Annotated in this window: 19 protein-coding genes; 8 read left to right on the forward strand and 11 right to left on the reverse strand. The window is 71.9% G+C overall.

The features are described from left to right. Positions 1-5: 5 nt before the first annotated feature. The 5 genes from RM704_RS34190 to RM704_RS34210 are packed head-to-tail and all read right to left on the reverse strand — an operon-like array spanning position 6 to position 4,493. The gene (locus RM704_RS34190; RefSeq protein WP_033532512.1) at positions 6-878 is read right to left on the reverse strand and encodes a 5-oxoprolinase subunit C family protein; all 873 of its coding nucleotides are present in this window, start codon (positions 876-878) and stop codon (positions 6-8) included. Then, positions 875-1,486 (reverse strand): 5-oxoprolinase subunit B family protein, encoded by a 612-nt coding sequence (locus RM704_RS34195; protein WP_033532511.1) that lies wholly within the window; start codon positions 1,484-1,486, stop codon positions 875-877. Before RM704_RS34195 ends, RM704_RS34190 begins: the two co-directional genes overlap by 4 nt. Continuing rightward, entirely contained in the window at positions 1,483-2,241 is a 759-nt protein-coding gene (locus tag RM704_RS34200) for a LamB/YcsF family protein (protein WP_033532645.1), read from the reverse strand. Before RM704_RS34200 ends, RM704_RS34195 begins: the two co-directional genes overlap by 4 nt. 24 nt (positions 2,242-2,265) lie before the next feature. Beyond that, on the reverse strand, positions 2,266-3,174 hold the full coding sequence (locus tag RM704_RS34205; protein ID WP_033532510.1) for a putative hydro-lyase: 909 nt from the start codon (positions 3,172-3,174) through the stop codon (positions 2,266-2,268). Beyond that, on the reverse strand, positions 3,171-4,493 hold the full coding sequence (locus tag RM704_RS34210) for an MFS transporter (RefSeq protein WP_033532509.1): 1,323 nt from the start codon (positions 4,491-4,493) through the stop codon (positions 3,171-3,173). The genes RM704_RS34205 and RM704_RS34210 overlap by 4 nt, the downstream gene beginning before the upstream one ends. 141 nt (positions 4,494-4,634) lie before the next feature. Here RM704_RS34210 and RM704_RS34215 point away from each other — a divergent pair, with 141 nt between their 5' ends. The 4 genes from RM704_RS34215 to RM704_RS34230 all read left to right on the forward strand — a co-directional run bounded on the left by RM704_RS34215 (position 4,635) and on the right by RM704_RS34230 (position 12,809). Then, a complete protein-coding gene (locus RM704_RS34215; RefSeq protein WP_033532508.1) occupies positions 4,635-5,333 on the forward strand; it encodes a GntR family transcriptional regulator in 699 nt (232 codons plus the stop codon). 66 nt (positions 5,334-5,399) lie between these two features. Beyond that, positions 5,400-6,923, forward strand: a complete 1,524-nt coding sequence (locus RM704_RS34220) for a hypothetical protein (protein WP_033532507.1) — start codon at positions 5,400-5,402, stop codon at positions 6,921-6,923. 154 nt (positions 6,924-7,077) lie between these two features. Further along, the gene (locus tag RM704_RS34225) at positions 7,078-7,956 is read left to right on the forward strand and encodes a hypothetical protein (protein WP_033532506.1); all 879 of its coding nucleotides are present in this window, start codon (positions 7,078-7,080) and stop codon (positions 7,954-7,956) included. A gap of 68 nt (positions 7,957-8,024) precedes the next feature. Then, positions 8,025-12,809: a hypothetical protein gene (locus RM704_RS34230; protein ID WP_033532505.1), complete on the forward strand. Its 4,785-nt coding sequence runs from the start codon at positions 8,025-8,027 to the stop codon at positions 12,807-12,809. A gap of 69 nt (positions 12,810-12,878) precedes the next feature. Here the strand turns inward: RM704_RS34230 and RM704_RS34235 are convergent, their stop codons facing one another. The 4 genes from RM704_RS34235 to RM704_RS34250 all read right to left on the reverse strand — a co-directional run bounded on the left by RM704_RS34235 (position 12,879) and on the right by RM704_RS34250 (position 18,561). Beyond that, positions 12,879-14,429: a GMC family oxidoreductase gene (locus RM704_RS34235; protein ID WP_033532504.1), complete on the reverse strand. Its 1,551-nt coding sequence runs from the start codon at positions 14,427-14,429 to the stop codon at positions 12,879-12,881. Positions 14,430-14,609: 180 nt separating this feature from the next. After that, the gene (locus tag RM704_RS34240) at positions 14,610-16,199 is read right to left on the reverse strand and encodes an APC family permease (RefSeq protein WP_033532503.1); all 1,590 of its coding nucleotides are present in this window, start codon (positions 16,197-16,199) and stop codon (positions 14,610-14,612) included. A 68-nt stretch (positions 16,200-16,267) separates the two neighbouring features. Then, the gene (locus RM704_RS34245; protein WP_033532502.1) at positions 16,268-17,734 is read right to left on the reverse strand and encodes an aldehyde dehydrogenase family protein; all 1,467 of its coding nucleotides are present in this window, start codon (positions 17,732-17,734) and stop codon (positions 16,268-16,270) included. Positions 17,735-18,009: 275 nt separating this feature from the next. Continuing rightward, the gene (locus RM704_RS34250; protein ID WP_033532501.1) at positions 18,010-18,561 is read right to left on the reverse strand and encodes a hypothetical protein; all 552 of its coding nucleotides are present in this window, start codon (positions 18,559-18,561) and stop codon (positions 18,010-18,012) included. A 418-nt stretch (positions 18,562-18,979) separates the two neighbouring features. Here RM704_RS34250 and RM704_RS34255 point away from each other — a divergent pair, with 418 nt between their 5' ends. The 4 genes from RM704_RS34255 to RM704_RS34270 are packed head-to-tail and all read left to right on the forward strand — an operon-like array spanning position 18,980 to position 23,267. Continuing rightward, positions 18,980-21,766: a sensor histidine kinase gene (locus RM704_RS34255; RefSeq protein ID WP_033532644.1), complete on the forward strand. Its 2,787-nt coding sequence runs from the start codon at positions 18,980-18,982 to the stop codon at positions 21,764-21,766. Then, entirely contained in the window at positions 21,763-22,197 is a 435-nt protein-coding gene (locus RM704_RS34260; RefSeq protein WP_033532500.1) for a roadblock/LC7 domain-containing protein, read from the forward strand. Before RM704_RS34255 ends, RM704_RS34260 begins: the two co-directional genes overlap by 4 nt. 9 nt (positions 22,198-22,206) lie before the next feature. Further along, on the forward strand, positions 22,207-22,602 hold the full coding sequence (locus RM704_RS34265; RefSeq protein ID WP_005485618.1) for a DUF742 domain-containing protein: 396 nt from the start codon (positions 22,207-22,209) through the stop codon (positions 22,600-22,602). Between the two features lie 59 nt (positions 22,603-22,661). Beyond that, positions 22,662-23,267, forward strand: coding sequence for a GTP-binding protein (locus tag RM704_RS34270; RefSeq protein ID WP_033532499.1), 606 nt, complete (start codon positions 22,662-22,664; stop codon positions 23,265-23,267). A 115-nt stretch (positions 23,268-23,382) separates the two neighbouring features. Here the strand turns inward: RM704_RS34270 and glpK are convergent, their stop codons facing one another. Continuing rightward, positions 23,383-24,903, reverse strand: coding sequence for a glycerol kinase GlpK (gene glpK / locus RM704_RS34275; protein ID WP_033532498.1), 1,521 nt, complete (start codon positions 24,901-24,903; stop codon positions 23,383-23,385). 46 nt (positions 24,904-24,949) lie between these two features. After that, positions 24,950-25,735: an MIP/aquaporin family protein gene (locus tag RM704_RS34280; protein ID WP_033532497.1), complete on the reverse strand. Its 786-nt coding sequence runs from the start codon at positions 25,733-25,735 to the stop codon at positions 24,950-24,952. Positions 25,736-25,846 lie beyond the last annotated feature (111 nt).

The raw sequence follows: 25,846 nt of genomic DNA on the forward strand, positions 1-25,846 counted from the left end.
CCCGGTCAGCGACGGTGCCGTACGGCGACGAACCGCACCGGCGTGCCCGGCGCGGCCTGGGCCGCGGCGGGCAGGTCCGCCGGGTGGACGACAGCGATCACGGGGTAGCCCCCGGTGGTCGGGTGGTCGGCGAGGAAGACGACAGGACGGCCGTCCGGCGGCACCTGGACGGCGCCCAGCACCATCCCCTCGCTGGGCAGTTCACCCGCCCGGGAGCGTTCCAGCGCGGGCCCCTCCGTGCGCAGTCCGATGCGGTTGCTCGCGGACGACACGGCGTAGGGGTGCCTGGTGAGGGTGCGCAGCGCCGTGTCCGAGAACCAGTCGTCGCGCGGTCCCAGGGTGACGCGCAGCACCAGCTCCGAGGGCGGCGCCGGGTGCGGGACGACGTCCACGCGCGCGTGCGGGGGACGCGGGCGGCCGAGCGGGAGCACGGTGCCGTCCGTCAGCGGGGGCGGGCCGAGGCCCGACAACAGGTCCGTGGAGCGGCTGCCCAGCACCGGTTCGACGGCCACTCCACCGGCGACGGCGAGATAGCCCCGTACGCCGGAGCGTGCGTGGCCGATGTCGAGGAGGGCCCCGCCGGGAACCCGTACCGGCGCACCCCACGGGGCCGGGCGGCCGTCCACGGTGACCGGACCGGGGGCACCGCCGACGGCCACCGTGACCGCCGAGCGGGGCCGTACGGAGCAGCCGTTGAGGGTGGTCTCCAGCACGGCCGCGTCCGGGGAGTTGCCCACCAGACGGTTGACCAGGGCGGCCGCCGGTGCGTCCAGGGCGCCCGATCGGGGCACGCCGAGGTGGGCGTGGCCGGGGCGCCCCCGGTCCTGGACGGTGGTCAGGGCGCCCGCGCGGACCACCACGAGGGCATCGTCCGTCACGGCGTCTCCAGGGGGATGAAGCGGACCCGGGTGCCCGGCGCCAGCAGCGCGGCCGGCACGCGCGCGTGGTCCCACAGCACCGCGTCCGTCGTACCGATCAGCTGCCAGCCGCCCGGGGACGCGCGCGGGTACACGCCGGTGTAGGGGCCGGCCAGGGCGACCGACCCCGCCGGGACCGATGTGCGCGGAGTCGCCCGGCGCGGGACCTCGTGGGGCAGTCCCGTGAGGTAGCCGAAACCGGGGGCGAAGCCGCAGAACGCCACGCGGTACTCGGCCCCGGCGTGGATGCGGGCCACCTCGCCCTCGTCGACCCTCCAGTGGGCGGCGACGTCCGACAGATCGGGGCCGTCGTACCGGACGGGGATCTCGACGACGTCCTCCGTGCGCGGCGGGACGGGCGGGATGTCCCAGGAGGCCAGGCGTTCGGCGAGGTGGGAGGGAGCGTCGAGGCCGTCCAGGAGGACCGTACGGGCGGCCGGGACGATCTCGGTCGCCGACAGGTCGCCCGTCGCGCGGCGGCGGAGCAGCTCGGCGTGCAGTGCTTCGGCCTCCTCGCCCGTCGCCATCTCGATCAGCAGGGCGCGGTCCCCGACCGGCAGGGCTCTCATGAGAACGCCTCCACGCGGACCCCCGCCGTCGTCAGTGCGTCCCGCACCCGCCGGGCCAGCTCCACCGCGCCCGGTGTGTCGCCGTGCAGACAGAGGGAGCGGGCCCGGACGGTGATGCGCGCGCCGGAATGGGACGTGACCGTGCCGTCGCCGGCGAGGCCCACCGACCGGGCCACCACCGCGTCGCCGTCCGTGATCACGGCACCGTCCTGGCCGCGCGGCACCAGAGTGCCCTGGTCGGTGTACGCGCGGTCCGCGAACGCCTCGGTGACGGTGGGCAGCCCGGCCGCCTCCGCCAGTTCCAGGAGCCGTGAGCCGGGCAGTCCGAGGACGGGCAGCGTGGCGTCGGCGAGGAGCACCCCGTCGACGACCGCCGCCGCCTGCCGCTCGTCGTGCACGACACGGTTGTAGAGCGCTCCGTGCGGCTTCACGTACGACACGCGCGAACCCGCCGCGCGCGCGAAGACCTCCAGGGCACCGATCTGGTACGCCACCTCGGCCGCCAGTTCGGCGGGCGGCACGTCCATCGCGCGCCGCCCGAAGCCCGCCAGGTCGCGGTACGAGACCTGGGCGCCGATCCGGACACCGCGCTCGGCCGCCAGTTCGCAGACCCGCCGCATGGTGACCGCGTCCCCCGCGTGGAAGCCGCAGGCCACGTTGGCGCTGGTGACGACGGACAGCAGCCGCTCGTCGTCGGTCAGCGTCCAGCGGCCGAAGCCCTCGCCGAGGTCGGCGTTGAGATCGATGGAGCTCATGAAACCCATTCTCCTGCTCGTGCGTCAGAGGACGCGGTACTGCTCGTCACGGGCGTCGGTCAGGAACATCTGCCCCGGGGCGTGCGTGATCGCGAACGGCGGGCGTGAGGCCATCACGGCCGCCTGGGGCGTCACCCCGCAGGCCCAGAACACCGGGATGTCGTCCGGTTCCGCGTCGACGGGGTCGCCGAAGTCCGGACGGGACAGGTCCGCGATGCCGAGGCCCGCCGGCTCGCCGCAGTGCACCGGGCCACCGTGCACGGCCGGGAGCAGACTGCTCTCCCGGATCGCCGCCGCCAGATGCTCGGGCGGCACCGGACGCATCGACACCACCAGCGGGCCACGCAGCCGCCCGGCGGGCCGGCACCGACGGGCGGTGAGGTACATGGAGACGTTGCGGCCCTGCTCGATGTGGCGCATCGGGACACCCGCCTCCGTCAGCGCCGACTCGAAGGTGAAACTGCAGCCGATCAGGAACGACACCAGGTCCTTCCGCCAGACGTCGACCACGTCCGTCGGCTCCGCCACCAACTCGCCGCGTTCCCAGACCCGGTAGCGCGGCAGGTCGGTGCGCAGGTCCGCGCCCGGGGCGAGCGGGGTCGTCCACGCGCCGGCGTCCGTGACGTCGAGCACGGGGCACGGCTCGGGATTGCGCTGGCAGAACAGCAGCATGTCGTACGCCCAGTCGGCGGGCACCGAGATCAGGTTCGCCTGGGTGTGCCCGGCGGACACGCCCGCGGTGGGGCCCGCGGCACCCGTACGGAACCGGGCGCGCGCCTCTTCGGGTGTCCACGCGTGCGCGTGCGGGTCGATGACGGCGAAGGGACGGTCGTGCGAGGTGGTGGCCGGGCCGGGGTCGTGCGGGGCGGTGGCCGGGCCGGGGTCGTGCGTCGTGGTGGCCTGGTCGGGGTCGTGCGTGGTCGTGTGGTTCACAGGAGTTCCCTTCCGCGCGTCTCCGGGAGGCCGAGCAGGGCCACCGCCGCCAGGCCGTACCCGATCGCGCCGAAGACCAGCGCGCCGCCGACGCCCCAGCTGTCCGCCAGGAAGCCGACCGTGGTCGGGAAGACGGCGCCCACCGCGCGCCCGGTGTTGTACGTGAAGCCCTGTCCGGTGCCCCGGACGGCCGAGGGGTACAGCTCGCTGAGGAACGAACCGAAGCCGCTGAAGATCGCCGACATGCAGAACCCGAGCGGGAAACCGAGCACCAGCAGCAGGGTGTCGGCGCCGTTCGGGATGTTCGCGTACGCCAGGATGCACAGCGCCGAGAGCACGGCGAAGAGCCATATGTTCCGGCGGCGGCCCAGCAGGTCGGTGAGATAGCCGCCGGTGAGGTAGCCGATGAAGGCGCCCGAGATCAGGAACGTGAGGTAGCCGCCGGTGCCGACGACCGACAGACCGCGCTCCGTCTTCAGATAGGTGGGCACCCAGGTCGCCAGCGTGTAGTAGCCGCCCTGGACGCCGGTGGAGAGCAGCACCGCGAACACCGTGGTGCGCAGCAGCCCCGGAGCGGCGGCCGTGCCCGGCCGGAAGATCGCGGCGAACGAGCCCTTGTCGGCGCTCTGCTCGCGTGCGGCAGCGGCCTTCGGGGCGTCCTCGACCGAGCGGCGCACCCAGATCACGAGCAGTGCGGGCAACGCGCCGGTCCAGAACATCACGCGCCAGGCCAGGTCGTCGTCGAGGAACGAGAAGACCATCGTGTAGACGATCACCGCCAGACCCCAGCCCACCGCCCAGGAGCTCTGGATCGCGCCGAGCGTACGTCCCCGGTGCTTGGCGCTCGCGTACTCGGCGACGAGGATCGCGCCGACCGCCCACTCGCCACCGAAGCCGAGCCCCTGGAGGGCGCGGAAGACCAGCAGGGTCTCGTAGTTGGGCGCGAAGCCACAGGCCACGGTGAACACGGCGTAGGTGATCACGGTGATCATCAGCGCCTTCACCCGGCCGATCCGGTCCGCGAGCACACCCGCGGCGGCTCCGCCGATCGCCGAGACGACCAGGGTGACCGTGGTGAACAGCCCGGTCTGGCCGTTGTCCAGGCCGAAGTAGGCCGTGAGCGCGACCATGCTCAGCGGCAGCGTGAAGTAGTCGTACGAGTCGAGGGCGTAGCCGCCGAACGCGCCGCCGAAGGCGCGGCGGCCACGCGGGCCGAGCGCCCGCAGCCAGCCGAAGGGGCCGTCGTCGTCGGCGGGGCGGCCGTCGGGCGCGGGCTTGTCGGTGGAGGGCAGGGCCTGAGAGGGAGGGTTCGTGCTCATGGGCACCTCGCGGTGAGGGGGAGGGTGCGTGAGGACTGAGCCGTGGTGATGAAGGGCGCCTGTCCAGCAAGGTAGAGGATCGTTGAACGATCCTTCAATACCCCTGTTGTTTCGTTCTCGTGTCTGCGATTGAATTCCGGCATGGCCGCCGAACTGACGGGACTTGCCGACGACCGCGCCCTCCTGGGGCGCACCAGCACCGCCGAGCGGGTTTCGGACATCCTCCGCAGCCGCATCGCCGAGGGCTTCTTCCCGCCCGGGACCCGGCTCTCCGAGGACAGCATCGGCGGCGCCCTCGGTGTCTCCCGCAACACCCTGCGCGAGGCGTTCCGCCTGCTCACCCATGAACGCCTCCTCGTCCACGAACTCAACCGGGGCGTCTTCGTACGGGTGTTGACCGTCGAGGACGTGGAGGACATCTACCGCACCCGCCGCCTCGTCGAGTGCGCCGTCGTGCACGGGCTCGGCAAACCGCCGTACGGCCTCGAAGGACTCGCCGAAGCCGTCGCGGAGGGGCAGCGGTTGGCCCACGAAGGCGACTGGAAAGGTGTGTCCACCGCCAACATCCACTTCCACCGCGAACTGGTCGCCCTCGCCGGCAGCGCCCGCACCGACGAGCTGATGCGCAGCGTCTTCGCCGAACTCCGGCTCGCGTTCCACGTGGTGGACAATCCGCGCAAGCTGTACGAGCCGTATCTGGCGCGCAACCTGCTCATCCTGCGGACCCTGCAACGGGGGGAGCGGGACGAGGCCGAGCGGATGCTGGCGGCGTATCTCGACGACTCGCTCCGGGGACTGGTCGAGGTCTATGGGCGGAGGGTGCGGGACAGCGCCCCGTGAGCGGCGCGGGGCCCGCCCGACGGCGCGTTTGGGCCGATGTCAGACCCAGGACCTAGTCTGTGCACCGTGACTTCACCCGCATCGACGGACAGTGTTCCGCCCCAGCTCAGCGCGGGGCCGCGCCCCGCGCCGGGGCCGGCCGCCGACGAGGGACTGGCGCGGCGGCTGCGCGCGCTCGCCTGCACCGCGCCGCTGCACGACCTGGACGCGCGCAAGGCCAACCTCGCCGGTGAGTACACGGTGTACGGCATGGCCGAGGTCGCCCTCGCCGCCATCGACCTGGTCACCCTGAACATGGACTTCGACACGGGCGCGGACCACGACCAGATCGTCGCCCGCCTCATCCCGCGCATCGCCGCCCAGGCGCCCCGGCGGCCCGTGGAGGAGCACGAGCGGGTGGCGCGCTGGGTCCTGGAGAACCTGATCAACGTCGGCAGCGTCGACCGCGGTTTCCGGGCCGTGTACGGGACCTTCGCGTCCGACGGCACCTATGTCCGCCGCGACTACGACTTCAAGCTGATCGAGGAGGTCCCCGGCTACGGGGGCGGTGTCTACCTCCGCACGACCGACGAGGCCGTCAACGTCCTCGTGGGCGCCCTCGACACCGACGTCACCAGCGCCCAGATCGCCGCCGAGGTCAAGCTGGAGGTCCTGATCAGCCGGGGCCGCCTCGCCGACGCCCAGCTCGCCGCCGAGCAGGCCCGCTACCGGACCGTGCAGTACTCCGAGACGCTGCGCAAGGCCCTGGACGCCACCCGGCGCAACGTCCGCGCGGTCGACTGGCTCCAGACCGTGCCCGACATGATCGCCGAGGCCCTCGACCACGTCGCCGACCGCTACCGCCACGAGAACGCGATCCTCACGAACATCCGCAAGGCCCGGGACGAGTCCGAGGAACCCGAGCAGAAGCGCCGCGCCGCCGAACTGGTCGACATCGTCAAGGACTGCATCCGGCGGCACACACAGTTGCAGTCCCGGCTGCTGGAGGCCGGGCCGCTGTTCCGCGCCGAGCAGGACCGGCAGGCCTTCGCCACGCCGATGACGACCTCCGGGATCGACCTGTACGGCCATCTCTTCGGACCCCTGCTGCCGCTGCCCGTGGAGCGGGCCCGGCGGGTGACCGACGCGTTCTTCGCGCGCGGCACCGGGTTGCGCACCCCCGGGTCCGTGCGGGTGGGGGACCTCGTGGAGCTGCTGTTCACCCCGCCCGTCGAGCGGGAGCACCTCGGGGCGGAGATGCCGGAGCCGGATCTGATCGCCACGCCCGACGACAGCCGGTTCAGCGAGGAGCAGCTGGCGGCGGCGAAGGAGCTGCTGGATCTGCCGGCGGACGCGCCGCGGCGGCTGTCCGGGCTGCTGGCGGAGGCGCGGCTGCAGGATCCCGAGCTGCCTTATCTGGTCGCCCTGTTGGCCGTCCACGCGGCGAGCCCCCCGGTCGGTACGGCCTACCGACAGGGGGAGAAGAAGCTGCTGTTCGCCGTGGACGACGGGACGGAGCTGGACGATCCCGAGTTCGGCGGGGCGGATCTGATCGTGGGGATGGCGTTGCTGGACTCCGCCGGAATGGCAGCGGACCGGGAGGCGGCGTGAGGACGCCGCCGAGGGCCCGGCCGTTGTTCCGGGGGTCCGGCTGTTGGTGCGGGTGCGGGTGCGGATGCGGGTCGTCCGTGGTTGATCGCGTGGTTTCCCGCGCCCCTGGAGGGGTTGACGTACCCCTTGGCTATGAGATCGAGGAGTTCCTGTCGTGAGTGAGCACGTCGAGTGGAGTGAGCCGGAGACGGCAGCCGCTCCGGTGGCTGCCGCCCTCACTCCCGCCGATGCCGCCGACGCCGCTCGGCTCGTCGCCTTCGGGCTGCAGCCGAAGCTGCAGCCGGCCCGTGACCAGGAGTACGGCGAGCTGTTGCGCCGGTACCGCGAGGATCCGGCGTTCGCCCGGCTCGCCGATGCCGTCGCCACCGGGCTGGGACTGGTCGTCCTGGAGGTGTCGCCGCGCGCGGGCATGGCGGTGACGGCGGCCGAGGACTCGGTGTTCGCGGTGCGGATGGGGGACTACGCGCGGCGGACGTCGGCGGACTCGGTGGACCGCTTCCTGCACGGGCTGGCGCATCTCGCGGTGGCCGCGATGGCGTTCCCCCGTCCGGAGGACCTCGCGGACGACGGATACATCGGCCGGGTCTCGGTCAACGGGGTCGACGCCTTCGTACGGCAGGCCTGTCGGCGGCTGGAGGAGCGGGCCGAGGAGCAGGGGGAGAACACCGACCCGGCGACCGACGCGCCCGGCCTGGAGTCGGCCTGGCGGATCTGGGCGAGACGCAGCTCCACCGGGGCCACCAAGGACGCCCGCCGACTCGCCGGGTCCACCACCGGCATCATCGGCAAGGCGGTGGGCTTCCTGACCGACTCGGGCTTCCTCCAGCGCACGGGGGACGACAACGGCGGTACGTATCGCACGACCGCGCGGTATCAGCTCCAGGTGCGGGACATGGCGGGCAGCGCCGCGATGGCCGAACTGCTGGAGCTGGGCGTCGTGCCGGTCACCGACGGCTCGGCCACGCTGCTGCCCGCCGAGGACACCGACGACCTGGAGCTGGTGGCCGACGCCGGACTGCCGTTCCACTCCTGATCCCCCCACCCCCGCACCGATTTTTTCCCCCGCACGATCCACCGTCACGACCGCGAAAGTCCGCCGCCATGTACGAGCTGTCCCGGGTCCGCCTCTACTCCATCGGGCCGGCCGGTGCGCGTTACGCCGACACCGTGCTGGACCTGAGAGGTGTGGGCGAGTACGTGCCCGACCCCGCGCCGCAGCAGGCGGAGTTCTTCGAGGAGGAGCCGACGGGACCGCCGCGCCGGCCGGCGCCCGCCGGGGTGCTCTTCCTGGAGAACGGCGGCGGCAAGTCCGTGCTGCTCAAGCTGATCTTCTCGGTGATGCTGCCGGGCCACCGGAACACCCTCGGCGGTGCCAGCTCCGGAGTGTTGCGGAAGTTCCTGCTGGCGAACGACTGCGGACACGTCGCCCTGGAGTGGCAGCACACCCTGACCGGCGAGTGCGTGGTCGTGGGCAAGGTGAGCGAGTGGCGGGGGCGACAGGTCTCCAACGATCCGCGGAAGTTCGCCGAGGCCTGGTACTCCTTCCGGCCCGGCCCGGGGCTGAGCCTCGACAATCTGCCCGTCGCCGAGTCCACCGCCGTACGGCCGACCGTCGAGGGCGCGTCCGGCGCGCAGGGGCGGCGGCGCACCATGAAGGGTTTCCGGGACGCCCTCACCGAGGCGGGCAAGGCGTATCCGCACCTCGAAGTGCACTGGGAGGAGATCCACGACCGCTGGAACGAGCATCTGACGGACCTCGGTCTCGACCCCGAACTCTTCCGTTACCAGCGGGAGATGAACGCCGACGAGGGCGAGGCCGCCGGCCTCTTCGCGGTGAAGAAGGACTCCGACTTCACCGACCTGCTGCTGCGGGCCGTGACCGACACCCGGGACACGGACGGCCTGGCCGACCTCGTCGCCGGTTTCGGCAACAAGCTCGGCCGGCGCGCGGAGCTGATCGCCGAACGGGACTTCACGGCCGGGTCCGTGGATCTGCTGCGCCGGATCGTGGAGGCGGCCGAGGGCCGGTCCCGGGCCCGGGACGTCCACGCGGGCGCCGAGCGGCGCACCCGCACCCTCGCCCGACGGCTGTCGGCACGCGCCGCCCGGGAGCGACTGCGGGGCACCGATCTGGCCCAGCGGGTCACCGCCGCCGCGTACGCGGTCACGCATTCCGAGGCCGCCCGTGACCGCAGTGCGCTCATCGCAGCCGAACTGGCCTACCGGCACGCGTCGTTGGCGCTCGCCGCCGCCGAGAAGACCGCCGCCGCGCAGAAGCGGGAACTGGCCGACGCGCGCACCCTGCACTCCGCCTGGCAGGCCGCCGAGGCCGTGCTCAGGCACCGGGCCGCCGCCGACCGCGTCGCCCGGGTGGCAGCCGCCATCCAGGAGGCCGAACGGGACGCCGCCCCCGCGCTCGCCGCCCGCGCCAAGGCGGCCGTCGACCTCGTACGTGCCCTGCACGCCGCCGCGGAGAGCGCCGAGAACCTCGCCAACGAGGGCGAGGAGAAGTCGGCCGCCCTTCAGGAGGTCGGCGAGGCGGCCCACCGGGACGCGACCGTCGCCGCCACCGAGGCACAGCGCGCCCGCAGCGAGGTCGGACACCTGAAGCAACGGCTCAGCGAGGTCGAGCAGGAGACCGCAGAGGCGGTCCGCGCGGGCTGGCTGGACGACAGCGCGCCCGACGCCGACCCGGCCAGGGCCGCCCTCGCCGCCAGCGACGCCGAGAAGACGGCCGTCGCGGCCTGGGACACCGCCCGCGAGGCCTCACGCCGCGCCTCCGAGCACGCCCGGGAGGCGGCCTCCGCCGAGTCCCGCGCGGAGCTCACGGCCGCCCGCGCGGCGGACGCGGCGATCGCAGCCGAGCGCGCCTACGACGGGGAGCGACGCACCGCGGAGGCCCTCGCGGGGGAGGAGCGGCTGGCGGAGCTGCTGAGTCTGCCGGGTGCCGTGGGCAGGACGTCCGGCGGGGTGCCGGGCCCTCGTAGGGGTGGGTCCGACGCCGACGGCGCGACCGGTGTCGGCGGCGCGGCCGGCGGTTCGGTTGATTCCGCCACCGGCCGGGACGGAGCCGAGACCGGCGGGAACGGTTCCCCGCAGGGCTCCGGCCGCGTCCGGCGCCCCGGCCCCGACGGCTCCTCACGCGATCCCGCAGACGGCCCCCTCACCCCCGAGGAACTGGACCGCTTCGCCGACGAACTGCGCGAACTGCTCGACGAGAACGTGTCGTCCGCCGAGCGCCACCTCTTCGAGCTGCGCACCGCCGCGGCCGACGACTCCCGCATCCTCGGCGCCCTCGGCGACGGCGGTCTGCTGCCGCCGGGCCCGGACGTCCTGGCGACCGTCGAGTTCCTCGGTGAGCACGGCATCCCGGCCCTCCCCGGCTGGCGCTACCTGGCTCAGGCCGTCGACCCCACCGATCACGCGCGCGTGCTCGCCGCGCGCCCCGAGCTGGTCGACGGTGTGATCATCACCGACCCCGACTCGCACGCCCGGGCCCGCGAGGCACTGAGCGACGCCGCGCTGCTGCCGAGGTCCGCCGTGGCCGTCGGCACGGCCGCGGCCCTGCTGGCACCGACGCCGCCCATGGACGAGGGCGACGCGCACTCCTCCGACGTCTTCCTCGTCCCCCCGAACCCGGCCATGCACGACGAGCACGCCGCCGACGAGGAGCGACAGGCGCTGCGCGCGCGGGCCTCCGAGCGCGACGAGGAGATCCGGGTGCTGGCGGCCCGGCTCGGCAAGGACCGGGAGCTGGCGGCCCGGCTCTCCTCCTGGCGCACGGGCTGCCCCGCGGGACGTCTCACCGAGCTGGCCGAGGCCGCGCGGGAGACGCGCGCGTTCGCCGAGGAGGCCGAGGCGGAGCTCTCGGAGGCGCGGACCGTGCGGGCCGAGGCCGAGGAGGCGGCCGCCGAGGCGGCCCAGGTGCGGGACGAACGTCAGGAGGCCGCACAGAAGTCCCGTCGTGCCGCCGACGCTCTCGCCGGACTGGCCTTCCGCCTGCGCGAGCGGGCCGGTTGGCAGGTGAAGCTCCGTGAACTGGCCGACGAGGCCGCCGAGTCCGAGGCCCGAGCCCAGTCCTGCCTGGAGCGGGCCCGCGCCGCCGACGAGGACCGGCGGGCCACCCAGCGCGGCGCGGACGACGCCCGCCGCACGGCGCGTGCGCTGCGCGCCGAACGCGCCGAGATCGCCGGCGCCCCCGACGACGTGCCGGAGACGGACTCCGACGCGCCCAAGCAGCCCCTCGCGGCCCTCCGCGAGGCCTACCGCGCCGCGTCCCAGGTGTACGAGAAGGTCGGCGTCGGCGCCGATCTGCGAGCCGAGCAGGCGCGGGCCGAGAGCGACGAGAGCGCCGCCATCGCCGAGCTCGACCGGCTGACCAACAAGGTCCGCAACCGCGCCGAGCAGCTGCTCCAGTCGCCGGACGGCTCCGACGGGCCCTCACGGCAGGCGGCGGCAGCGCGTGCCGAGGAACTCGTCCAGCTCCTGGAGACCCGGGTGTCCACCGCGAGCGAGCAGCTCGGCCGGTTGCGCGGCGAGGCCGAGCGGCACGCGCCGGAGGACGGCGAGGCCCACACCGAGCTGCCCGAGGAACTGCTCCCGCGCGACGCCGAGCACGCCCAGGCCCTGCTGCGCACGGCCACCGCCGAACTGGCGTCCCACGCCGAGGCGTTGACCCAGGCCCGCGAAGCCCACGCCGAGCTGCTGGAGTCCCACCGCGCCGCCGAGGACGCGGCCGGCGGCTTCGAGGAGACCGCCGCCCTCCTGCGGGACCTTCTGCGCGACCACTCCACGGAGGACGACCAGGAGGAGCCCGAGCCCTACCCGGGCGGGCTCGAAGAGGCCCGCAGGGCCGCCGGGGAGGCCCGCCGCTCCCTGCGCGGCTGCGCCGCCGACCTCTCCGCCGCCGAGGGTTCCGTGCGCGAGGCGAGCGACGTCCTCGTACGCCACGCCAACTCCACGCGCTACGAGCAGGTCCGCACGCCGGCCCGCCAGCAGATCCGGGAGCTGCCCGCCTCCTCGCTCCCCGAGCACGCCCAGAAGTGGGCGGACGCGTTCGCGCCCCGACTCCGGGTCCTCACGGACGAGTTGGCCCAGCTGGAGCGCAACCGGGACTCGATCGTCGACCGGCTGCGGGGCCTCGTGGAGTCGGCCCTCGCGACCCTCCGCTCCGCCCAGCGGCTCTCCCGGCTCCCCGAGGGCCTGGGGGAGTGGTCCGGTCAGGAATTCCTCCGGATCCGCTTCGAGGAGCCCGACCAGGCCACCCTCACCGAACGTCTCGGCGAAGTCGTCGACGAGGCGACCTGCGCGGCCGTGAAGAAGAACTCCGACATGCGCCGCGACGGCATGTCCCTGCTGCTGAGGGGCGTCGGCGCCGCGCTCCAGCCCAGGGGCGTCGCCGTGGAGATCCTCAAGCCGGACGCGGTGCTGAGGGCCGAGCGCGTCCCCGTCGGCCAGATGGGCGACGTCTTCTCCGGCGGGCAGCTGCTCACCGCCGCCATCGCCCTGTACTGCACGATGGCCGCCCTGCGCAGCAACGACCGGGGCCGGGACAAGCACCGCCACGCCGGCACCCTGTTCCTGGACAACCCCATCGGCCGCGCCAACGCGACGTACCTGCTGGAACTGCAGCGCGCGGTCTCGGACGCCCTCGGCGTCCAGCTCCTCTACACCACCGGTCTCTTCGACACGACGGCTCTGGCGGAGTTCCCCCTGGTCATCCGCCTCCGCAACGACGCCGACCTACGAGCGGGCCTCAAGTACATCAGCGTGGAGGAGCACCTCCGCCCGGGTCTCCCCCAGCAGCCCCAGCCGGGAGAGACGGCCCACACGGAGATCACGGCGACCCGCATGTACAAGAGGCCGACGACCAACAGCGCCCCGTGAGGGGCGCGGGGAACTGCGCGACCAGCCCCAACGGACCGGCAGTTCCCCACGGCCTTGTCGGCGCCGCGACTACGCGTCGGCCTTCAAAAGATCCGCACACTTCTCGCCGATCATCATCGTCGTGATGCACGGGTTCACGGTCACCAGATCCGGCATCACCGAGCCGTCCGCCACCCGCAACCCCTCGATCCCCTTCACCCGCAGCCGTGCGTCCAGGGGAGCCGAGGCGTCGTCGTCCGCACCCATCTTCACCGTGCAGGCGGGGTGGTAGACGGTGTTGTGGGTCTTGCGGATGTAGTCGAACAGTTCCTCGTCGGTCCGTACGTCGGGCCCGGGCGCCAGCTCGGCCCCGGCCCACCCGCTCAGCGCCGGCTGCGCCGCGATCTGCCGGGCGAGCCGAAGACCGTACGTCATCACGCGCACGTCGTGCTCGTGCGTGAAGTAGCGCGGGTCGACCTTCGGCTTGTCCCGGTAGTCACGGGTACGCAGCCGCACGGTGCCCCGGGACTTCGCCCGTGTCACGTTCGGCGTCAGACAGAACGCGTTCTCGGACGTGGGGTAGCCGTGCCGGGCCGTGTTCATGTCGAACGGCACGGACCCGTAGTGGAACATCAGGTCCGGCCGGTCCAGGCCCGGTTCGGTGTCGTAGAAGATGCCCGCCTCCCACCACTGGTTGGACGTGGTGGGCATCGGCTGTGCGGCCTCCCACATGATGACGCCCTCGGGGTGGTCCTGGAGGTTCTCGCCGACGCCCGCCGAGTCCACGACCACGTCGACGCCCACCTCGCGCAGCTGTTCGGCGGGGCCGATGCCGGAGAGCATGAGGATCTTCGGGGTGTCGATGGCGCCGCAGGAGACGATGACCTCACGCCGGGCGCGTACCGTCCGGGTGTGGATCAGGTCCGGGTCCAGATACTCGGCGCCGACGCAGCGGCGCCCGTCGAGCACCAGCTTCTTGGCGCGGACGCCGGTGCGCACCTCCAGGTTCGGACGACGGCCCATGATCGGGTGCAGGTACGCCACCGACGAGGACTGGCGGATGTTGTTCTCGTCGGAGTTGATCTGGAACCAGTTGGCGCCCCGGACCACCGTCGTCCCCGTGTTGAACGGCGTCGTCGGGATACCCGCCTGGACGCATGCCTCCAGCAGGGCGTTGCCGCACGGGTCCTCGCTCTTGATGGTGCGGAGCTTCACCGGACCGGTGCGGCCGTGGTGGTCGCCGGGCGCGTCGTTGGTCTCCAGCCGCTGGTAGAGCGGGAAGAGGTCGGCCGCCGACCAGCCCGTGCAGCCCGCGGCCGCCCAGTCGTCGAGGTCCTCCGCCGGTGCCCAGAAGGCGATGCAGGAGTTGTGGGACGAACAGCCGCCGAGGACCTTCGCCCTCGCGTGGCGCATGAAGCTGTTCCCGCTGTCCTGCGGTTCCACCGGGTAGTCCCAGTCGTAGCCGGACTCCAGCAGGCCCATCCAGCGTTCCAGCTTCAGGACGTCGTCGTCGCCGACGTCACTGGGGCCCGCCTCCAGGACACATACCGTGACCGACGGGTCCTCGGAGAGTCTGGCCGCCACCACGTTTCCCGCTGTTCCGCCGCCGACCACGACATAGTCGAACTCGTCTTCGATCATGGGGGGTTGACCTCCTGGGTGCTGTGCTGTCGAGCTGCTGTGCTGAGCTGGGTGGTGGTGCGCTGCCGCGCTGTTGCGCCGTGCTTCGCAGGCGTGGCTTCCGGCGTGTTGTGCCGTGCTCCGCGAGCCGTGGCTCTGCCGTGCCGCTCTGCCGCGTGAAGCCCGGTGAGTGAGGGGCTCTCAGTCCGCCGCAGGGGTGGCGAGAGGGGCGGCGGGGGCCACCGGCGGTGTGGTCCTGGCCTCGGAGGCCACGCGGTGCTCGGCGAGCACGCCCGTCCTGTGCCGCTGGATGAACCAGTAGTAGGCGAAGCCACCACCGGCGATGATCCCGACGAAGAGGACAGCGCCCCACTGCAGGTACCAGTGGAACGGGGCGGCCGCGTTGTAGACCGCGGCGCGCGGCCAGATCAGGTTGAGGGTCATGCCCGCGCCCCACAGCACGGCGAGGATGTTCACGGGCAGGCCCCAGCGGCCCAGCGAGAACCGGCCGTCCCCGGCGGGCTGCCACTTGCCGCGCAGCCGCGCCACCAGCATCGGCACGGTGACGCCCAGATAGGCCAGGTAGATCATGATGATGCCGATGCTGGTCACCACGGTGAAGATCTGCGGCTGACGGATGTTGACCACCAGGATCCCCAGCGCCAGCACGCCGATGATCACGGTCGGCAGCACCGGCGTCTGGAAACGCGGGTGGATCTTGGCGAGCTTCGAGGAGGCCGGCAGGTTGTTGTCCCGGGCCATGGCGAAGGTCAGCCGGACGGCGGCGGTGTGCACGGCCAGGGCGCACACGGTGACCGCGATCAGGACGCACCACAGCATCGCCTTGCCGGCCGTCGGGCCGAGCACATTGAGCACCACGTACTGCAGACCGTCCGTGGACAGCTGCTCGCCCTTCAGGCTGGAGACGCTCATCAGCGCCAGCAGCAGGATCAGACCGCCGAGGACGAACGAGGCGACGATCGCCCGGATGATGGCACGCGGGGCGTTCCGGGTCGGGTCCAGGGACTCCTCACCGAGCGAGGCGGCCGTGTCGAAGCCGTACATGACGTACGCCGACGCCAGCGACGCCACGAGGAACGCGCCCAGGTAGCCGTTGCCGTAGCTCGCGCCGGTGCCGTTGGTCTCCAGGACCACCTGCGGGCCACGGGTGATGTGGACGGCGAACAGCACGATCAGCACGACGGTGGCGATCAGCTCGATGAACACGCCCGCCGTGTTGATCCGCGCCATCAGCTTGACGCCGAAGGCGTTCACCAGGGTGGTGAACAGGATCAGCACCGCGGCCAGGATGACCGCGTTGGTCGCCACGTCGTACTTGCCGGTGCCGTCGCCGACGATCTGGAACACGTCGGAGATCTGCGGCAGCGTCAGCTGGTAGGCCAGCGCGACCGCCGCGATCGACACGATGGAGGCGGTCAGCATCATCCAGCCGGCGAGCCAGCCCAGATGCGGATTGCCTATCTTCTTGGACCAGTTGTAGACCGAGCCCGCGACCGGGTAGCGGGCCGCCAGCTCGGCGAAGCAGAGTGCGACCATGAACTGGCCGACGAACACCATCGGCCACGACCACCAGTAGGCCGGGCCGCCGCTGGCGAAGCCGAAGTAGAACAGCTGGAAGGTACCGGTCAGGATCGAGATGTAGCTGATCCCGGCGGCGAAGGTGTGGAAGTTGCCCAGGGTGCGTTTGAGCTCGGGTTTGTAGCCGAACTCGGTGAGTTCGGTGTCATCGGACGTCTTCTTCGGTCCGGTGGGTTGCTCGATGGTCGTCATGAGCGGACTCCTGGTGAGCCTTGGGGAGGGGAGGGGGGAGTGGCTCTGCGGGTGCCGAGAACGACGGACTAGGCGAACCAACCCTGGGGGGCCGGGGCCGTGTTGCGCCAGATGTGCTTCGCCTCGCGGTACTCGGCGAGCCCCGCCGGCCCCAGCTCACGGCCGAAGCCGGACTGCTTGTAACCGCCCCACTCGGCCTGCGGCACATACGGGTGGTAGTCGTTGATCCACACCGTGCCCATCCGCAGCCGGGCCGCCATCCGCTGGGCCTTGGCCTCGTCGGTCGTCCACACGGCACCGGCCAGACCGTAGATGGTGTCGTTGGCCAGTCGGACAGCCTCGTCCTCGGTGCTGAACCGTTCCACCGTCAGCACGGGCCCGAACGACTCGTCCTGGACCACGGACATCGTGCCCGTGCACTCGTCCAGCACGGTCGGCAGATAGTAGAACCCCTTGTCGTACGCCTCGCCGCTCGGCCGCTCGCCGCCGCAGCGCAGCACCGCGCCCTCGGCGATGCCGCGGGCGACGTACTCCTCGACCTTCGCGCGGTGGGCGGCGGAGATGAGCGGGCCGGTCTGCGCCCGCTCGTCGAAGGGCCCACCGAGCCGGATCTCCCGCGCCCGGCGGACGACCTCGTCGACGAACCGGTCGTGCAGCGAGTCCTCCACCAGCAGACGGGCGCCCGCCGAGCAGACCTGCCCCGAGTGCAGGAAGACGGCGGTCAGCGCCATGTCGACGGCCGTGTCGAAGTCGGCGTCGGCGAAGACGATGTTCGGGTTCTTGCCGCCGAGCTCCAGGGCGACCTTCTTCACGCTCGCGGCGGCGTTGGCCATCAGCCGACGGCCGGTCTGCAGGCCACCGGTGAAGGAGACCAGGTCCACGTCCGGGTGCTCGGAGAGCGGGGCTCCCGCCTCGGGCCCGGCGCCCAGGACGAGGTTGGCCACGCCCTCCGGCACCCCGGCCTCCGCCAGCAGCCTCATCAGATGGATCGCGGTGTGCGGGGTCAGCTCGCTCGGCTTCAGCACGAACGTGTTGCCGGCCGCGAGCGCCGGGGCGACCTTCCAGGCCGTCTGGAGGAGGGGGTAGTTCCAGGGGGTGATCAGCGCGCACACGCCGACCGGCTCGTGGACGACCCGGCTGTCGACGCCCGGCTGCCCGGTGTCGACGACCCGGCCGGTCTCGGCGGTGGCCGCCCGCCCGAAGTAGCGGAAGCAGTTCGCGATGTCGTCGATGTCGTACTCGCTCTCCACCAGCCGCTTGCCGGTGTCGAGGGACTCGGCGCGGGCGAGCGCGTCCTTGTCGCGTACGAGGAGGTCCGCCACCCGCAGCAGCAGATCACCGCGGTCGGCGGCCGAGGTGGTGGGCCACGGGCCCTCGTCGAAGGCGCGCCGCGCGGCGGCGATGGCCTCCACGGTGTCCTTGGGGCCGGCCTCGTCGACGACCGCGACCAGGCTGCCGTCGGCGGGGCAGCGGATCTCACGCGTCCGGCCGTCGAGCGCGGATCGCCATGCTCCACCGATGAAAAGTTCGGGCATGTCTCTCGTTCCTCCTGGTCAGCGCCGTACGGCAGGCGCCCTCGCGGCAGGGCGCCTAACCGGAAGAGTGAGTTCTATGCCCAAGAGGGGGTCAAATGTGACAGTCGACACGCCTGGTCACAGCACGGACTGCGCCTGGCGGGAGGCCACAGGAGGAGGCGGCCGTCTCGCCGCCCGGAGGCCGGCGGGCCCTTTCGGGAGGCGCCGGAGGGGCGGGCCCTTGCGGCACCGCCCGGAGGGGCGGGCCCTTTCGGCAAGGGTCCGCCCCGGCTGTCCTACGGGTGCGACAGCTGCCCGGTGCCACCCCGACGGCGTATGCGCTCCTGCGTGCGCTCCGCCGCCCGCGCCTCGCGGCGGGCGCGCCGCCGCTCCCGGCGCAGGGAGCGCGCGGTGCTGCTGGGGGTGGAGACCACCCCGTTGCGCTGGTTCCACACCTGGCGGGTCACCCAGACGTCCAGGACGCCCCAGGTCGCCGCGATCGTGCTCACCACGCTGCTCAGCACCATCGGGAACGCCAGCCAGGAACCCGCGAGGGTGCACAGGAGCGCCACCATCGCCTGCAGCAGCGTCACCGCGATGATCAGGACCGCACGCACCGCCGCCGTCCGCACCGGATCGGGCAGCCGCCGCCTGCGCGCCGTCTCCTCGATCCACAACGGCCGGTAATACACCCGCTCTTCGTCGGCGCGCGGGGAGAGCCCCCGTTCTTCCACCGCGACGCCGACCCCCGTCAGGAGGCCGCGATCCGGTGTTCGAGCGCTCCGCGCCGCCACCTCGGGCGTCGCCGCTCCGTCCCCGGACGCTGCGCGCCGCTCCGCCGTGCCCATCAACTCGTCACTCCCCACCGCCGGTGGACCAACAGATCCGGATCCATGGACCCGGCCCCCCACTGGTGCCCGACTTCCTCTGGTTTACGCCGCCTGAGAGCGGCCTGCGGGATCTGTGGCCGATTCCGCCTTCAATTCCCGTACAGAAAGACGATCGACGTGCACCGAAGATTCCCGCGGAACGAAAAAATCCGGCCAACCGGCAGACTTCCCCGACGGGATGTCATTGGTTCAACTGCCGGACAGGGGGCGGCAATCTCCCCCAATGAACGGACAACTCCCCCTGTCCGGTTCGCCCCTGGTACCGCGGGAGCCCGGTCGGCTCTTCGAGATACGTGCGAGTCGGTAGTAGGCTCACGCCGTTTGTTGACGCACATGTGTGCCCCCGGGCCTGGCGGGGGTCGAGCTGGGGGAGGCCATGCGCTTTCGCGGGAAATCGATCCGCCGGAAGATCGTGGCGCTGTTGCTCGTGCCCTTGGTGGCCCTGACGGGTGTCTGGACGTTCGCCACGGTGCTGACGGGCCGTGAGGCGAGCGACCTCTTCAGGGTGGCGGACATCGTCGAGAAGATCGGCTTCCCCACCGAGGACACCATCCGTGTGCTCCAGCAGGAACGCCGCCAGACCCTTGTCCACCTCGCCGACCCGCGGTCCTCCGAGGCCGTCACGGCACTCGACCGCAGCCGGGCCGCCACGGACAAGGCCGTCGAGGAGTTCCGGGAACACGCCCGTGACGCCGAACTGCGGGACGAGATGGGCGAGGCCACCTCGCTGCGGCTGACGACGATCCTGGACGCCCTCGACACCCTGCCCTCCCTGCGGACGACCGTCGAGAGCGGCACCGTCACCGTCACCCAGGCCCTCGGCCACTACAACGAACTCGTCGACCCCTGCTTCACCCTGCTGTCCAACCTGCCCGCGCTCGACAGCGTGGAGATGGACAAGCAGGGCCGCGCCCTGGTCAACGTCGGCCGCGCCCGCGAACTCCTCTCCCGCGAGGACGCCCTGCTCAGCTCGGTGCTCGTCGCGGACCGCATCACCAAGGACGAGATCCGCGACTTCTCCGACCTCGTCGCCCAGCGCACCCTGATGTACGAGGTCAGCCTGCCGCAGCTGCCCACCGCCGACCGCGACCGCTTCGCCGACTACTGGAACAACGCCAGTACCGCGCCCCTGCGTTCGGTCGAACAGGCCGTCATCGCCTCCGACCCCGGCAAGCCCCGCACGTTCACCGCCAAGAGCTGGGACACCTCGGTCGAGCCCGTGCTGGCCGACCTCCGCGACCTCAGCATCGAGGCGGGCGACCGTTACCAGGACCGGGTCCGCCCGCTGGTCACCGACGTCATCCTGAAGGCCGCGATCGCCGGTGTCCTCGGCCTCTTCGCCCTGCTCTTCTCGCTCTTCATGTCCGTCCGCATCGGCCGCGTCCTCATCCGCGACCTGCGCCGGCTCCGCCAGGAGGCCCACGAGACCGCCGGGGTGCGGCTGCCCAGCGTGATGCGCCGGCTCGCCGCGGGCGAACAGGTCGACGTGGAGACCGAGGTGCCGCACCTGGAGTACGACAAGAACGAGATCGGCGAGGTCAGCCAGGCCCTCAACACCCTCCAGCGGGCCGCCGTCGAGGCCGCCGTGAAGCAGTCGGAACTCCGCAGCGGCATCTCCGAGGTCTTCGTCAACCTCGCCCGCCGCAGCCAGGTCCTGCTCCACAAGCAGCTCACCCTCCTCGACACCATGGAACGCCGGACCGAGGACACCGACGAACTCGCCGACCTGTTCCGTCTGGACCACCTGACGACCCGTATGCGCCGCCACGCGGAGGGCCTGGTCATCCTCTCGGGCGCCGCCCCCTCCCGGCAGTGGCGCAAGCCCATCCAGCTCATGGACGTCGTCCGCGCGGCCGTCGCCGAGGTCGAGGACTACGAGCGGATAGAGGTCCGCCGGCTGCCCAGGGTCGCCGTCACCGGTCCCGCGGTCGCCGACCTCACCCACCTGGTGGCCGAACTCCTGGAGAACGCCACGGTGTTCTCGCCCCCGCACACCGCCGTGCAGGTGCACGGCGAGCGGGTCGCCAACGGCTTCACCCTGGAGATCCACGACCGAGGCCTCGGCATGTCGGCCGAGGCGCTCCTGGACGCCAACCTCAAGCTCGCCGAGACCCCCGACTTCGAACTCTCCGACACCGACCGGCTCGGTCTCTTCGTCGTCAGCCGGCTCGCCCAGCGGCAGAAGGTCCGCGTCTCCCTCCAGCCCTCCCCGTACGGCGGCACCACGGCCGTGGTGTTCATCCCCGACGCCCTGCTCACCGACGACGTCCCCGACACCAACGGCATCGGCTTCCGCCTCGACCGCGCCCACCCCACCCGCGAGGCCGAACTGGAGGAGGAGCGCAACGCGGCGCTCTCCCAGGTCCCGGTCCGCCTCCCCGGGCTCACCGCGGGCATCCTGGACGGCCCGGTGGAACTGGAGGCCCCGGTCGACCTGGAGCCCCTGGGCGGGTTCCCGGGCACCCTCGGCGACGAGGAGGCCGAGCAGGGCGGGCTGTTCCGGCCCCGCCGCTCCCTGACCGGCGTCACCGACGAACAGCGGCAGCCGGAGCGCGACGGCGACGGACGGCAGGCGCCGCTCACCGACCCCGACCCGACGCTCGGCCCCGTGCCGCTGCCGCAGCGCCGGACCCCGCATCTCGTCAGCTCGCACGGCCGTTCGGTGACAGGGGCCAGGGCCAGGCACCCGGAGGACGAGCCCGGCCAGGGCCGCGCAGCGGGCCCCGAGGGGACCGCCGACACCCGGCCGCTCACCGCCCTGCCCCCCGGCGGGTACGACGGCCCCGCGCTGCCCCAGCGCCGCCGTACGACCTCGTCGGGCGGCCCGGCCCCGACGTCGTCGCCGTACGGCGTGGGTGAGTTGACCCCGCGCGCGGACACGACGACCGACCAGGCAGAATCAGCTCCGGGCCCACTGCCGCGTCGCGTCCGACAGGCCAGTCTGGCACCGCAGTTGAAGGAGGGCCCCGACCGGCGTACCGAACGTGAGGGGTCCCGCCCCGAGCGGCACCAGGAGCCGGCCGAACGCGACGCCGACGAGGTACGCAGCCGTATGGCCTCGCTCCAACGGGGTTGGCAGCGTGGCCGCGAGGAGAACGCCGGGGGCGACGACGCCCAGGGCGTCTCAGCACCACGAGGAACGACTAAGGGGGACGGTCGATGACCGCACCGAAGGCCGAGAGGACCGCGACCGGTACGTCCGGGGAGCTGAACTGGCTCCTGGACGACCTGGTGGAGCGTGTCGCCAGCATCCGCAAGGCGCTCGTGCTCTCCAGCGACGGACTGCCCACGGGCGTCTCCAGGGACCTCACCAGAGAGGACAGCGAGCACCTGGCCGCCGTCTCCTCCGGCTTCCACAGCCTCGCCAAGGGCGTCGGCCGTCACTTCGAGGCGGGCAGCGTCCGGCAGACCGTCGTCGAGCTCGACGAGGCCTTCCTCTTCGTCACGGCCGCCGGTGACGGCAGCTGCCTCGCCGTCCTCGCCGACGCCGACGCGGACATCGGCCAGGTCGCCTACGAGATGACCCTCCTGGTCAAGCGGGTCGGCGTACATCTGGGATCCGCCCCGCGCACCGATGTGTCCCAGGGCGGGTAGTGGGATGGCATGAGCCGAGACGGTCAGGGAAGAAGCCACTGGTTCGACGACGAGGCCGGACCAGTGGTGCGTCCGTACGCGATGACACGCGGCCGGACCAATCACGCGATCCAGCACCGCCTCGACCTGATCGCCGTGGTCGTCACGGAACCGCACGTCGACGACCCGGAGGAGGACCACTCCCTCTCCCCTGAGCACGTCCGTATCGTCGAGCTCTGCCGCGACACCCCTCAGTCGGTGGCCGAACTGGCCGCCGACCTGGACCTCCCCGTCGGGGTGGTCCGCGTCCTCGTCGGAGACCTCGTGGACGAGGAACTCGTCCACGTGACCCGCCCCGTACCGCCTGCCGAGCTGGTGGACGAGAGCATCCTGCGCGACGTCATCAACGGCCTCCGGGCGCTCTGAGCGACACGGAGGCTGAGCGAACACGTGAGAGACAAACCCATCCAGCAGGAGAAAGACCGATGATCCTCGGGCGTACTGAGCGCGGCACACCCCCGGTAGAGCCCGTCACGCTGAAGATCCTCGTGGCCGGCGGCTTCGGCGTGGGCAAGACCACCTGCGTCGGCGCGGTCAGCGAGATCAAGCCACTGCGCACCGAGGAGGTGCTCACCGAGGCGGGCCGCCCGGTCGACGACACCAGCGGTGTGGAGAACAAGACGACGACCACCGTCGCCATGGACTTCGGCCGCATCACCCTGCGCGAAGACCTCGTCCTGTACCTGTTCGGCACCCCCGGGCAGGACCGGTTCTGGTTCCTCTGGGACGAACTCGCCTCCGGCGCCCTCGGGGCCGTCGTCCTTGTCGACACACGCCGCCTGGAGGACTGTTTCGCCGCCGTCGACTACTTCGAGCGGCGCTCCATACCCTTCGTGATCGGCGTCAACTGCTTCGAGGACGCCGCGCGTTACCCCGCCGAGACGGTACGCCAGGCCCTCGACCTCGATCCCGAGGTGCCGGTCGTCCTGTGCGACGCCCGACAGCGGGACTCGGTCAAGGACGTCCTCGTCGCCGTCGTCCGGCACGCGATGGCCCACGCGTCGGGACACCGCCAGACCGTCACCACCTGAGGCACGGTCCGTACCCCCGCCGACAGGGGTACGAACCGTGGCTTCATGGGGCACGCGCGCGTGGAGCCCCGTTCGACGCCGCCGCTGACGCCGACGCCGCCGTACGCGCGTGCCGTCAGTCGGCGTCGTCCTCATGCCAGCCGAGGCTCTTCTCCACCGCCTTGCGCCAGTTGTGGTACTCGCGGTCGCGCACGGACGCCTCCATGGCGGGCGTCCACTCGACGTCCCTCTGCCAGTGCGACTTCAGCTCGTCCAGGTCGTTCCACACCCCGGTCGCGAGACCGGCGGCGTACGCGGCCCCCAGGCAGGTCGTCTCCGAGACCTGGGGCCGGATCACCGGCACGCCCAGGACGTCCGCCTGGTGCTGCATCAGCAGGTTGTTCTTGGTCATACCGCCGTCGACCTTGAGCGTCGTGATGGTCACCCCCGAGTCCTGGAACATGGCGTCCACCACCTCCCGCGTCTGCCAGCTCGTCGCCTCCAGCACCGCGCGCGCGAGATGCGCCTTCGTGACGTACCTCGTCAGCCCGGTCACCACGCCCCGCGCGTCCGAGCGCCAGTAGGGGGCGAACAGACCCGAGAACGCGGGCACGATGTACGCGCCGCCGTTGTCGTCGACGCTCGCCGCCAGCGGCTCGATCTCGTCGGCGGTACGGATGATGCCGAGTTGGTCGCGGAACCACTGCACCAGGGCGCCCGTGATCGCGATCGACCCCTCCAGGCAGTACACCGGAGCCTCGCCGCCGATCTTGTACCCCATGGTGGTGAGCAGCCCGTTCTTCGACGGCACGGGCCGGTTCCCGGTGTTGAGCAGCAGGAAGCTTCCGGTGCCGTAGGTGTTCTTCGCCGTCCCCACGTCGTAGCAGGCCTGGCCGAACACCGCAGCCTGCTGGTCGCCCAGGGCAGAGGCGACGGGAACGCCGGCGAGGGGGCCCACGGCGGTGCCGTACACCTCGGCGGAGGACCGGATCTCCGGCAGGATCGCCTCCGGGACGTTCATCGCGGAGAGGATCGAGGCGTCCCACTGGAGGGTCTCCAGGTTCATCAGCATGGTGCGTCCGGCGTTGGTGACATCGGTGACGTGCCGGCCGCCGTCCGTTCCGCCGGTGAGGTTCCAGATCAGCCAGGAGTCGATCGTGCCGAAGGCGATCTCGCCGCGCTCGGCACGAGTGCGCAGGCCGGGCACGTTGTCGAGCAGCCAGGCGGCCTTCGGTCCGGAGAAGTAGCTGGCCAGGGGCAGACCGGTCTGCTCACGGAAGCGATCCTGCCCGTCCGTGCCGCCGAGTTCGTTGCACAGCGCCGAGGTACGGGTGTCCTGCCAGACGATCGCGTTGTGCACGGGTTTGCCCGTGGCCCGGTCCCACAGGACCGTCGTCTCCCGCTGGTTGGTGATGCCGAGCGCGCTGATCTGCTCCGCCCGCAGGCCCGCCTTGGCGATGGCCCCGGCGACGACCGCCTGCACCTTCGACCAGATCTCCGTGGCGTCGTGCTCCACCCACCCCGGCTTGGGGAAGATCTGGCGGTGCTCCCGCTGGTCGACGGCGACGATGGCGCCGCCCTGGTCGAAGATGATGCAACGGCTCGAAGTGGTGCCCTGATCGATGGCGGCGACGTACTTCTGGGCGTTGTCCGGCATGACATCCCCTCACGTCTTGCGTCGATTCACGTCGTACGGCGGTGCGTCAGAAGGCTGCGTTGTAGACGAGGCCCGCGAGGACCCCGCCGACCAGGGGGCCGACGACCGGGACCCAGGCGTAACCCCAGTCCGAGGTGCCCTTGTTGGGGATCGGCAGGAAGGTGTGCACGATGCGCGGGCCGAGGTCACGGGCCGGGTTGATGGCGTAGCCGGTGGGCCCGCCCAGGGAGAGGCCGATGCCGACGACCAGGAACGCCACCAGCAGGATCGAGATGCCGGAACCGTAGATCCCGGCCTCCTCGCCGGGGATCTGGCCGATACCGATGCCCGTGTTCCGGCCGAAGGCGAGGATCGGCAGCACCAGGGCGATCGTCGCGATGATCTCCGTGATCAGGTTGGCGACCGGGTTACGGATCTCCGGGATGGTGGAGAAGATCCCGAGGGTCGGCGTCGGCTCGTCCGCCGTGCCCTCCGTGGTGCCCTCCTTGCGGACGTTCGCCTGGAACTGCGCCAGATAGACGAGATAGGCGAGCACGGCGCCGAGCATCGCACCGACCAGCTGGCCGAGCAGATACACCCACACCTTGTCCCAGGTCTCCGTGTCGACCGCGATCCCGAGGGTCACCGCCGGGTTGAGGTGGCCGCCCGACAGGGGAGCGGCGGTGTAGGCGCCCGCCAGCACGGCGAAGCCCCAGCCGAACGCGATGACGATCCAGCCCGACGCCCTCGCCTTGGAGAACCTGAGAGTGACGGCGGCGCACACTCCGGCGCCGAAGAGAATCAGGATCGCCGTACCGATGACCTCACCGACGAATATGTCTCCGTTGCTCATGGCGGCTCCTTGGCCCCGGTCCGGAGCGATCGGCCCCGGACCTCCGTGACGAGCGTGCCGTCGTGGCCGCATCGCCCGTGGGGGATGGCCCGTTGCAGGCGGGGAGCCCGA

The organism is Streptomyces gottesmaniae (assembly GCF_031845845.1).
Taxonomy (GTDB): Bacteria; Actinomycetota; Actinomycetes; order Streptomycetales; family Streptomycetaceae; genus Streptomyces; species Streptomyces akebiae.

Coding starts and splice junctions, on each gene's coding strand:
- RM704_RS34195 (WP_033532511.1), bottom strand. CDS start 1,486: ATGAGAGCCCTGCCGGTCGGGGACCGCGCCCTGCTGATCGAGATGGCG.
- RM704_RS34200 (WP_033532645.1), bottom strand. CDS start 2,241: ATGAGCTCCATCGATCTCAACGCCGACCTCGGCGAGGGCTTCGGCCGC.
- RM704_RS34210 (WP_033532509.1), bottom strand. CDS start 4,493: ATGAGCACGAACCCTCCCTCTCAGGCCCTGCCCTCCACCGACAAGCCC.
- RM704_RS34215 (WP_033532508.1), top strand. CDS start 4,635: ATGGCCGCCGAACTGACGGGACTTGCCGACGACCGCGCCCTCCTGGGG.
- RM704_RS34230 (WP_033532505.1), top strand. CDS start 8,025: ATGTACGAGCTGTCCCGGGTCCGCCTCTACTCCATCGGGCCGGCCGGT.
- RM704_RS34235 (WP_033532504.1), bottom strand. CDS start 14,429: ATGATCGAAGACGAGTTCGACTATGTCGTGGTCGGCGGCGGAACAGCG.
- RM704_RS34240 (WP_033532503.1), bottom strand. CDS start 16,199: ATGACGACCATCGAGCAACCCACCGGACCGAAGAAGACGTCCGATGAC.
- RM704_RS34245 (WP_033532502.1), bottom strand. CDS start 17,734: ATGCCCGAACTTTTCATCGGTGGAGCATGGCGATCCGCGCTCGACGGC.
- RM704_RS34250 (WP_033532501.1), bottom strand. CDS start 18,561: ATGGGCACGGCGGAGCGGCGCGCAGCGTCCGGGGACGGAGCGGCGACG.
- RM704_RS34255 (WP_033532644.1), top strand. CDS start 18,980: ATGCGCTTTCGCGGGAAATCGATCCGCCGGAAGATCGTGGCGCTGTTG.
- RM704_RS34260 (WP_033532500.1), top strand. CDS start 21,763: ATGACCGCACCGAAGGCCGAGAGGACCGCGACCGGTACGTCCGGGGAG.
- RM704_RS34265 (WP_005485618.1), top strand. CDS start 22,207: ATGAGCCGAGACGGTCAGGGAAGAAGCCACTGGTTCGACGACGAGGCC.
- RM704_RS34270 (WP_033532499.1), top strand. CDS start 22,662: ATGATCCTCGGGCGTACTGAGCGCGGCACACCCCCGGTAGAGCCCGTC.
- glpK (WP_033532498.1), bottom strand. CDS start 24,903: ATGCCGGACAACGCCCAGAAGTACGTCGCCGCCATCGATCAGGGCACC.
- RM704_RS34280 (WP_033532497.1), bottom strand. CDS start 25,735: ATGAGCAACGGAGACATATTCGTCGGTGAGGTCATCGGTACGGCGATC.